Source organism: Streptomyces fuscigenes, from assembly GCF_021556455.1.
Lineage (GTDB): Bacteria > Actinomycetota > Actinomycetes > Streptomycetales > Streptomycetaceae > Streptomyces > Streptomyces fuscigenes.
In genome coordinates, this window is record NZ_JAKGCV010000230.1 from 1 (window position 1) to 8,844 (window position 8,844).

The following is an 8,844-nucleotide window of genomic DNA, read 5'->3' on the forward strand; positions in this document are numbered from 1 at the left end:
GTGCGCGGACGCCCGCCCGGGCGGGGCGAGGGGCGTCGTCGGCGAGGGGCCGGCGGCGGTGGGCGACCCGCTGCCGCCGAGACCGGTCAGCAGGACCACGGCGAGGACGACGAGCGCCACCCCGACGGCCGTCGCGACGAGCGTGAGCGTCCTGGTGTGCCCGGGCTGCCGCTCGCGGTCGGCGCAGCCGGGCTCCCCGGGCCGCGCGGGAGGGACGGGCCCGCCGGGGATCCCGTCGTCCTGCGGTCGGTGCGGGTCCTGCGGTCGGTCCGGGTCCTGGGGTCCGAGCGGGTCCTGGGGCCCGAGCGGGTCCGGCGGGCGGACCGGGTCCCGATGTCCGGCCCGGTCCAGCGGTCCGGCCTGGCCCCCCGCCGGGTCCGGGTCCTGCCGCGGTCCCGGTTCGCCGGCCGGGAGGGCGTACGACTCGACCGGTCCGTACGGGTCTTCCGGGTCGCGCGGGAGGCGTGAGTCGTACGGGTCCTGCGGGTCGCTCGGGAGGCGTGAGTCGTACGGGTCCTGCGGGTCGCGCGGGAGGCGTGAGTCGTACGGGTCTTGCGGGTCGCGCGGGACGTACGCGTCCTCCGCGTCGCCGGGGCGGTCGAGCGCGCCGCCCGGCTGGAAGATCGTCGGGTAGGCCTGCGGATCCGTGCCGTCGGACCGTGCCCGTAACTCCGCCCGGTCCCAGAGTTCGAGCAGCGGCGCCCGGTGCGTGCCGACCGTCTCGGCCAGCGCGGCCGTCACGTCGCGCGGCGGCCGGCGCAGCCCGCGTACGTACGCCTCCCAGTCGCTCCTGCTGCCGCCCGACCGGGCGGCGACGGTGTCGAGGCTGAGCCCGCTGCGGTCGATCAGTTCGCGCATGCGGTCCGCGAGTTCACCCGCGGGACCGCCACCACGGCGCGCCATGAGCCCCCCTCACCCCCGGGCGCGCGCTCGCGACGCCCGGGCAAGTCTCCCACTGTTGCCCACCGTTGACAGTGCCCCGCAGCGGCCGCTTCCCCGTGGCGCGGACGCCCGGGCGCTGGGCCGCCGGGCGCGCGCGTCCCGCTCCGAGGAGGGGACGGGCGTCCGCCGGGCGAGGTGCCCGGGCCCGGCGGACGGCGCCCTGCCGCCGGCTACGGGACGGACGAGTGCACGACGCTCTGCAGGACCGGGATGTCCAGCCACGGGCGCGGCTGGATCATCAGCGCGAACAGTACGATCGCGACGCCCAGGGCCCCGTACGTGACCATGTCCGTGAAGCGCGAGCGCACGGCCAGCATGCCGACCGACGGCACGGTACGGCGCAGCACGGCGCCGCCGACCAGGGCGACGCCCACCATGATCGTGCCGACCCGGAACGCGGCGTCGAACGGGTGCACGCCGACCGTCAGCAGGCCCAGCGCGGCCAGCGCGAGGACGCTGATCAGCGGCCACTGCCTGGCGGGCGCCGGGGCGTCGACGGACGCCGCGCGGCCCGCGCCCTCCGGGGGCGGGAAGTCGAGCGTGACGGGCGACTCCTCCGGATCGGCGGCGGTCTCCGGGCCCTCGGCGCCCCCGGCCTCGCCCGCGCTCCCCCGCTCCACGGCGGTCGCGGGACTCGCGGCGGTCTCCCCCGGCCCGTCGGCGTCACCGGCAGCGTCGGCCTCATCCGGAGCCCCGGCCACGTCGCCGCCGTCGGTCACGTCGGCAGCCTTGGTCACGTCCGCGCCGTCGGCCTCCACGGCTCGGGAGGCTTCGGCGGCTCGGGGAGCTTCGGTTCGCTCCGCGGCCGTGCCCTGCTCGGTCGTGGCCTCGGGCGCGCTCTCCGGCACCTCCGCGGCCCCCGGCGTCTCGACGGCGACCGGCGTCCCCGTGGCGGCGGGCTTCCCGGCCGCTGCGGACGTCCCGTCCTGCCCGGCGTCGGCCTCCACGGCCGTGCCCTCGTCGCGCACGGCGTCCGGGGCCGTACGCGCGTCGCGGTCCGGGACGGGTTCCGAGCCGCTCCGGGCCGGCGCCTTGCCGCTCACTCCGTGCCCACCGCCCGCTCGGCCGCCTCGACCACGTTCACCAGCAGCTCGGCGCGGGTCATCGGCCCGACGCCGCCCGGGTTCGGCGACAGCCACGCGGCGACCTCCGCGACGCCCGGGTGCACGTCACCGACGATCTTGCCGTTCTCGTCGCGGCTCACGCCGACGTCGAGCACGGCGGCGCCCGGCTTCACGTCCTCGGGCTTGACGATGCCCGGGACGCCCGCCGCCGCCACGATGATGTCGGCCTGCTTGAGCTGGGCCGACAGGTCGCGGGTGCCGGTGTGGCACTGCGTGACGGTCGCGTTCTCGGACTTGCGGGTGAGCAGCAGCGGGATCGACCGGCCGACGGTGATACCGCGGCCTACGACGACCACGTGGGCGCCGTTGATCTCGACCCCGTGGTGGCGCAGCAGCGTGATGATGCCGTTCGGCGTGCACGGCAGCGGACCGGTCTCGTTGAGCACCAGGCGTCCGAGATTCGTGGGGTGGAGCCCGTCGGCGTCCTTCGCGGGGTCCATGAGTTCGAGCACGCGGTTCGTGTCGATGCCCTTGGGCAGCGGCAACTGGACGATGTAGCCGGTGCACGCGGGGTCCTCGTTCAGCTCGCGGACCACCGCCTCGATCTCCTCCTGCGAGGCCGTGTCCGGCAGCTCGCGCTGGATCGACGCCATGCCGACCTCGGCGCAGTCGCGGTGCTTGCCGTTGACGTACCAGCGGCTGCCCGGGTCGTCGCCGACCAGGAGCGTGCCGAGGCCGGGCGTCACGCCCCGCTCCTTGAGGGCCGCCACGCGGGCGGTCAGATCGGACTTGATCGCGGCCGCTGTTGCCTTGCCATCGAGAATCTGGGCGCTCATGGTCCCATCCTCGCGGATGACCCTGTCAGTGTTCCAATTCGGTCCGTCTGCCGGGCCCCCGACGGCCCGCATTACGTTGCGCTTACACAACGCATAGGGGAAGCCGCTGGACAAGGCGCGGATCGCGCGATCACGATGACCTCGTAGAACAGCGGCAGTGTTGGGGGGCGTCCGCTCAGTTCGTCATGCTCCTCCGCGCGTGCCGTCGTCCCCGCACCAGCACGAGGAGTCGTCCATGAGCTTCGGAGAGCCGAACAGCCCGTACGGGCAGCCGCCCCAGGGTCAGCAGCCCCAGGGCCAGCAGCCCGGCTACGGGATCCCCGGCCAGGCCCAGGGCCAGCCCGGTTACGGCTACCCGCAGGCCCCGCCCGCCCAGCCGGGCGCCTACGGCCAGCCGCAGTTCGGCGCGCCGGGCATGCCCACCCTCGCGCACTGGGGCCTGCGCTTCGTCGCCACGATCATCGACGGCATCATCATCGGTCTGCCGTACTACGTGCTCGGCATAGCCGGCTTGGCCATGGCCAGCGGGGACAACGGCAGCGGTGCCGGTGTCGTCCTCGTGCTGATCGGTGCGCTCGGCACGCTCGCCCTCGCCATCTGGCAGCTCGCCAAGGAAGGCAGCACGGGCCAGACCATCGGCAAGAAGGCCATGAAGATCAAGCTGCTGAAGGAGGCGGACGGCTCGCCGCTCGGCTTCTGGTTCGCCCTCGGCCGGCGCATCTGCCACTTCGTGGACTCGATCGCCTGCTACCTGGGGTGGCTGTGGCCGCTGTGGGACTCGAAGAAGCAGACCTTCGCGGACAAGATCTGCTCCACCGTCGTCGTCCGGGCGCAGTAGCCCCTGCGCGGCGGGCACAGCGCCACGCGGCGCGCCCGGTCAAGACGCGGCGGAGGCCGGGTCCCCGCGGGGACCCGGCCTCCGTGCTCACGTGACACCGTCACGCGGCACCGGCCGACCGGCCGGACGCGGTCGCGTCAGTGGAAGAAGTGGCGCGTACCGGTGAAGTACATCGTCGCGCCGGCCTTCTTCGCCGCCTCGACCGCCAGCTCGTCGCGCACGGAGCCGCCGGGCTGGACGACCGCGCGCACGCCCGCCTCCAGCAGCACCTCCAGGCCGTCCGGGAACGGGAAGAACGCGTCCGACGCGGCGAACGAGCCCTTCGCCCGCTCCTCGCCCGCGCGCTCCACCGCGAGCTTCGCCGAGTCCACCCGGTTGACCTGGCCCATGCCGACGCCGACCGAGGCCCCGTCCTTGGCGAGCAGGATCGCGTTCGACTTCACCGCGCGGCACGCCTTCCACGCGAATTCCAGTTCGCGCAGCTCGGCCGGGGACAGGGCCTCGCCCGTCGCCAGCGTCCAGTGCGCCGGGTCGTCGCCCTCCGCCTGGAGCCGGTCGGTGACCTGGAGCAGCGCACCGCCGTCGATCGGCTTGACCTCGTGGGTGGCCGCGGGCGCCTCGGGGCACCGCAGCACCCGGATGTTCTTCTTGCGGGCGAGCACCTCGACCGCGCCGTCCTCGTAGTCCGGGGCGACGATGACCTCGGTGAAGATCTCCGCGACCTGCTCGGCCATGGCGACCGTCACGGGCCGGTTGACCGCGATCACCCCGCCGAACGCGGAGAGCGGGTCGCAGGCGTGGGCCTTGCGGTGCGCCTCCGCGACGTCGTCCGCGATCGCGATGCCGCAGGGGTTCGCGTGCTTGATGATCGCGACGCACGTCTCGGCGTGGTCGTACGCGGCACGGCGCGCGGCGTCCGTGTCCGTGTAGTTGTTGTACGACATCTCCTTGCCGTGCAGCTGCTCGGCGCCCGCGAGGCCGGCCGCGCCGGGCGTGCGGTACAGCGCGGCGGGCTGGTGCGGGTTCTCGCCGTAGCGCAGCACGTTCGAGCGCTCGTACGTGGCGCCGAGGAACTCCGGGAAGCCGCTGTCGTCGGCGGCCGCGTAGTCGTCGGCGAACCAGGACGCGACCGCCACGTCGTACGCGGCGGTGTGCTGGAACGCCTCGGCGGCCAGCCGCTTGCGCGCGGGCAGGTCGAAGCCACCGTCGCGCACGGCGGAGAGCACGTCCGCGTACCGGCCCGGGCTGGTGACGACCGCGACGGACGGGTGGTTCTTCGCCGCGGCGCGGACCATGGACGGGCCGCCGATGTCGATCTGCTCGACGCACTCGTCGGGCGACGCGCCGGAGGCGACGGTCTCCCGGAACGGGTACAGGTTCACGACGACGAGCTCGAACGGCTCGACGCCGAGGTCGTCGAGCTGCTGCCGGTGCGCGTCGAGGCGCTGGTCGGCGAGGATGCCCGCGTGGACGCGCGGATGCAGCGTCTTGACCCGGCCGTCGAGGCACTCGGGGAACCCGGTCAGCTCCTCGACCTTCGTGACGGGCACGCCGGCTGCGGCGATCTTCGCGGCGGTCGAGCCGGTGGAGACCAGCGTGACGCCGGCCTCGTGCAGGCCCTTGGCGAGCTCCTCGAGACCGGTCTTGTCGTAGACGCTGACCAGCGCGCGGCGGATCGGCCGCTTCGTACCTTCGGCGGTCACTGGATCGTTACCTTTCGTCCCTCAATGCGGTAGCCGTGCCGCGCCAGGCGCCCCACGACATCGACGAGCAGCCGTCGCTCGACTTCCTTGATGCGCTCATGGAGCGCGTTGCCACCGGCCTCGTGGTCCGCGTGGTCCTCGTCCCGGACCTCGACCACGCCCTGGGCGATGATCGGCCCGGTGTCGACGCCGTCGTCGACGAAGTGGACGGTGCAGCCCGTGACCCTCGCCCCGTACTCCAGCGCGTCCCGGACTCCGTGGGCACCGGGGAAGCTGGGCAGCAGGGCGGGGTGGGTGTTGACGAAGCGCCCGCCGTACCTGGCCAGGAACTCCTTGCCCACGATCTTCATGAAACCCGCGGACACGACGAGATCGGGCTCGTGGGCGGCCGTCGCCTCCGCCAGCGCCCTGTCCCAGCCCTCGCGGGTCTCGTGGTCGCGCACCCGGCACACGAACGTCGGCAGGCCCGCGCGCTCGGCACGCTCCAGGCCCTCGATGCCGGTGCGGTCCGCCCCCACGGCGACGATCTCCGCGCCGAACGCCTCGCCCTCGGCGCCGATCCGGTCGATCAGCGCCTGCAGGTTCGTCCCCGATCCCGAGACCAGGACGACGAGACGGGCCGGACGGCCGGAGGACGGGGGCAACGAGGGCGGGAGGGCCACGACGCGAGCGCCTTTCTCGGACTTCTCTTCGGCGAGCCCGGACCGGAGCTGGGTACGGACGCGGGCTCGGTGGGGCCGGGGGACCGGCCGCGGCCGGTCCGCTCTTCACCGCGGCCGGCCGGCCGGAACGTGCGGCGGCCGGCGGTCCCGGTGCGACCGGACAACCGGATCACCGGACGTCGGCGGCCGGCGGTCCTGCTGCGGTCGTTCGGACGGGTGGTGTCGGGGTCCCCGCACGGCCTCGGGCACCGGTCGCGGCCGGCGGCTGCCGGTGCGATCGGTGGGTGCTGGCTGCGGCGGCGGACTGGGGGCGGATCGTTCGGACTGGTTGCGGCAACGGGCTTTGTAGGGTCGTACGAACGCGTCGCGTCCCCGGATCTGGGGAACTCTACGAAGGAGCCGACCGTCAGCAACGATACCGGCACACCGCTCGGCCCCCGCGGGACGGGGGCGTGACCGGGAGGTAGCGTCGGGGGACAGACCCGTCCTCATGACGGGCCATGATCACGACTGGACCCCAGGCTGCGGGTCTGAGGGGAAGACGTTCACCAGATGCAGGACCGACGCCGCACGGTACTCCGCCTTCACCAGCACACGGTTCCCGTGCTGCTGCGGGAGCGCCCGTCCTCGTCTGCCCAGGGCTCGCCGGGTTCATCCGGCCCGTCGGGTTCGCCGGGCTCGCCGGGCTCCTCCTCGGGGACCCCCTCGGACGACAACCCGTTCGCGCCCCCGCCCGAGGGCGCTCCCGAGACGCCCTGGCAGCCCCGCCACCACCCCCGCCACGACGGCTCCGGTCCCGGTGACGGGAACGGGAACGGTGACGACGGGCGGGGCGGCGGCGAGCGGCCCGTCTGGGGCAGCCAGTGGAGCGACCGGCAGCCCGGCAGGTCCGGCGGCGGCTTCGGCGGGCGCCCCGGCGGCCAGGCGCCCCAGGGTCCCGACCGGCAGCAGGGCCAGGGAGGCGGCGAGGGCGGCCCCGGCCGCGGCGGCCTGCGCTGGGACCCGAAGGACGTCTACCAGCGCCGCGCGCGCTACGCGCTGCTCGCCGGTATGTGGGGCTTCTTCTTCGCCCTCCTCAGCATCCCCGAGGTGGCGCTGCTGCTCGGCGCGCTCGCGGTCTACTGGGCGATCAGCTCGCTGCGCGCGAAGGACCGCAAGGACACCCCGGCGACGGGGGACGAGCAGGGCGCGCAGAGCGGTCGCAGACCCGACCCGTTCGCCCCGGCGCCGCACACCACGGCGTACCAGTCGACCCAGGACCGCGCCTACGCCTCGGCCGGCGTCCACCACACGCAGCAGCAGATCGAGCAGCAGCAGGGACGCCCGCAGCGCACCGCGGCCATCACGGGCCTGGTCGCGGCCATCCTGGCGCTGCTTCTGGTGGCGGGTGTGTACTCGCTCCAGTTCGTGTACTCCGACTACTACTCGTGCGTGCACACGGCCCTGACCCACGAGGGCCAGGTCGCGTGCAACGACGAGCTGCCGAAGTCCCTGGTGTCGCTGCTCGGCATCAGCAAGTAGGTTCCCTGCGCGCGGCGCGGACCGGGGGTCGGGCCGGTTCCGGCCGGCCGGGCCGGTCAGCGGCCCCGCCGGATTCGATCCGGCGGGAGGCGGGCGCGCCCGGAGGCGCGCCGCCCGCACCGCGTCAGTCCTCCTCGTCCTGCCCACCCTTCGCGTCGGGCGCGTCTTGCGGGACCGGTGGGACCTGTGGGACCTGTGGGGCCCGTGAGTCCTGCGGGACCTGTGGGGCCCGTGAGTCCTGACCGCCCTGTTCGCCCTGCCGGCCATGTTGGCCCTGTTCGCCCTGCCGGCCCTGTTCGCTCCGCGGCTCCCGCGCCTTCTGCTTCCTCGCGCGTTCTCCGACATCGCTCCCGTCCGCGCCTTCCGTCTCCACGGGCGGCGCCACCGGCCGCACGTTCGAGGCGGGGCCTTCGGCGAAGGGCGCCTTCGGGGAGTCGACCGGCGCCGGACCGGCGGGGGCGGCCGACGGCATGGGGGCTGCCGACGGTCCGGCCGGTGCCCCCGGCTCGCGCGCGGACACCCCGCCGGTCGCGATCGGCGCTCCCGGCTCTCCGGGCTCTCCTGACGCTGCCGGCGCTCCCGGCGCTCCGGGCCCTCCTGATGTTTCCTGCGCTCCCGGTGGCACGTCGGCCACTCCGGGGGCGGCAGGTGACCGCGTCCCGGCGGACTCGGCGGACGCCGGGGCCGGGGAAGGCGCCGAGGCCGGGGAGGACGCCCGGTTCGGGGACGACCCCGAGCCGGAGGACGGCTCCGAGGTCGCCGGGGGCATCGAGGACACCGGGTGTCCCTCGGGCGTCCCGGCCCCCTGGGGCGCCCGGGACCCCGGTGTCGTCCGGGGCGACGAGGCCGGGGAAGCGGAGGCCGAGGCGGGCGAAGACGCCGGCCGGGGTGGTGTCTCCGGCTGCGCGCCGGGCCGGGTGCCCGGCCGGGACCAGGGGTGCGCCCCGGTCGAGAAGTCGGCCATCAGGCCGCCGGAGACCTCCTTCAGCCCGGCCCAGCGGGCCTCGCGGGCCCCGCGTTCGTGCCAGGACTCCGCCGAGAGGAAGTCGTATCCCTCCGCGTCCGCGCCTCCCGCTGCCGAGGACCCGGCGGAAGGTGCGCCGGTCCGGCGCAGCCAGGTCGACGGCCGCGTCCAGCGGCGCCGTTCGACGTCGGGTCCGGAGCCGGGCGCGTTCCCCGCCGCGGCCCCCGTCGCAGCGGCCCCCGTCGCAGCGGCCCCCGTCGCAGCGGCCCCCGTCGCAGCGGCCCCCGTCGCAGCGGCCGCGGCCGTCATGGCCG

At 75.0% G+C, this 8,844-nt stretch carries 7 protein-coding genes; 2 read left to right on the plus strand and 5 right to left on the minus strand.

Annotation, left to right across the window (positions count from 1 at the left end; translation table 11 throughout):
- The 3 genes from L1885_RS28925 to L1885_RS18225 all read right to left on the minus strand — a co-directional run.
- Window positions 1–903 (minus strand): helix-turn-helix domain-containing protein (locus L1885_RS28925; protein WP_268984224.1); only part of this gene is annotated, 903 nt, incomplete at its 3' end.
- A 209-nt stretch (window positions 904–1,112) separates the two neighbouring features.
- On the minus strand, window positions 1,113–1,985 hold the full coding sequence (locus L1885_RS29215; RefSeq protein WP_235798192.1) for a DUF3017 domain-containing protein: 873 nt from the start codon (window positions 1,983–1,985) through the stop codon (window positions 1,113–1,115).
- Window positions 1,982–2,842: a bifunctional methylenetetrahydrofolate dehydrogenase/methenyltetrahydrofolate cyclohydrolase gene (locus tag L1885_RS18225; protein WP_235798193.1), complete on the minus strand. Its 861-nt coding sequence runs from the start codon at window positions 2,840–2,842 to the stop codon at window positions 1,982–1,984. The genes L1885_RS29215 and L1885_RS18225 overlap by 4 nt, the downstream gene beginning before the upstream one ends.
- 235 nt (window positions 2,843–3,077) lie before the next feature.
- Here L1885_RS18225 and L1885_RS18230 point away from each other — a divergent pair, with 235 nt between their 5' ends.
- Window positions 3,078–3,680: an RDD family protein gene (locus L1885_RS18230; RefSeq protein ID WP_235798194.1), complete on the plus strand. Its 603-nt coding sequence runs from the start codon at window positions 3,078–3,080 to the stop codon at window positions 3,678–3,680.
- 137 nt (window positions 3,681–3,817) lie between these two features.
- On the opposite strand, the gene purH is transcribed toward L1885_RS18230, so the two are convergent.
- Together purH and purN are read right to left on the minus strand one after the other, a co-directional pair.
- Window positions 3,818–5,383 carry a bifunctional phosphoribosylaminoimidazolecarboxamide formyltransferase/IMP cyclohydrolase gene (purH, locus tag L1885_RS18235; protein ID WP_235798195.1) on the minus strand — a complete coding sequence of 522 codons (1,566 nt, stop codon included), beginning with the start codon at window positions 5,381–5,383 and terminating at the stop codon, window positions 3,818–3,820.
- Window positions 5,380–6,045 (minus strand): phosphoribosylglycinamide formyltransferase, encoded by a 666-nt coding sequence (gene purN, locus L1885_RS18240; protein WP_235798196.1) that lies wholly within the window; start codon window positions 6,043–6,045, stop codon window positions 5,380–5,382. Before purN ends, purH begins: the two co-directional genes overlap by 4 nt.
- Window positions 6,046–6,597: 552 nt before the next feature.
- Between purN and L1885_RS18245 the strand changes: the two genes are divergently transcribed.
- A complete protein-coding gene (locus tag L1885_RS18245) occupies window positions 6,598–7,566 on the plus strand; it encodes a hypothetical protein (RefSeq protein WP_235798197.1) in 969 nt (322 codons plus the stop codon).
- Window positions 7,567–8,844 lie beyond the last annotated feature (1,278 nt).

Bases quoted from the DNA above. Each gene is read 5' to 3' on its own strand.
- L1885_RS18225 (WP_235798193.1), bottom strand. From the start codon at position 2,842: ATGAGCGCCCAGATTCTCGATGGCAAGGCAACAGCGGCCGCGATCAAG.
- L1885_RS18230 (WP_235798194.1), top strand. From the start codon at position 3,078: ATGAGCTTCGGAGAGCCGAACAGCCCGTACGGGCAGCCGCCCCAGGGT.
- L1885_RS18245 (WP_235798197.1), top strand. From the start codon at position 6,598: ATGCAGGACCGACGCCGCACGGTACTCCGCCTTCACCAGCACACGGTT.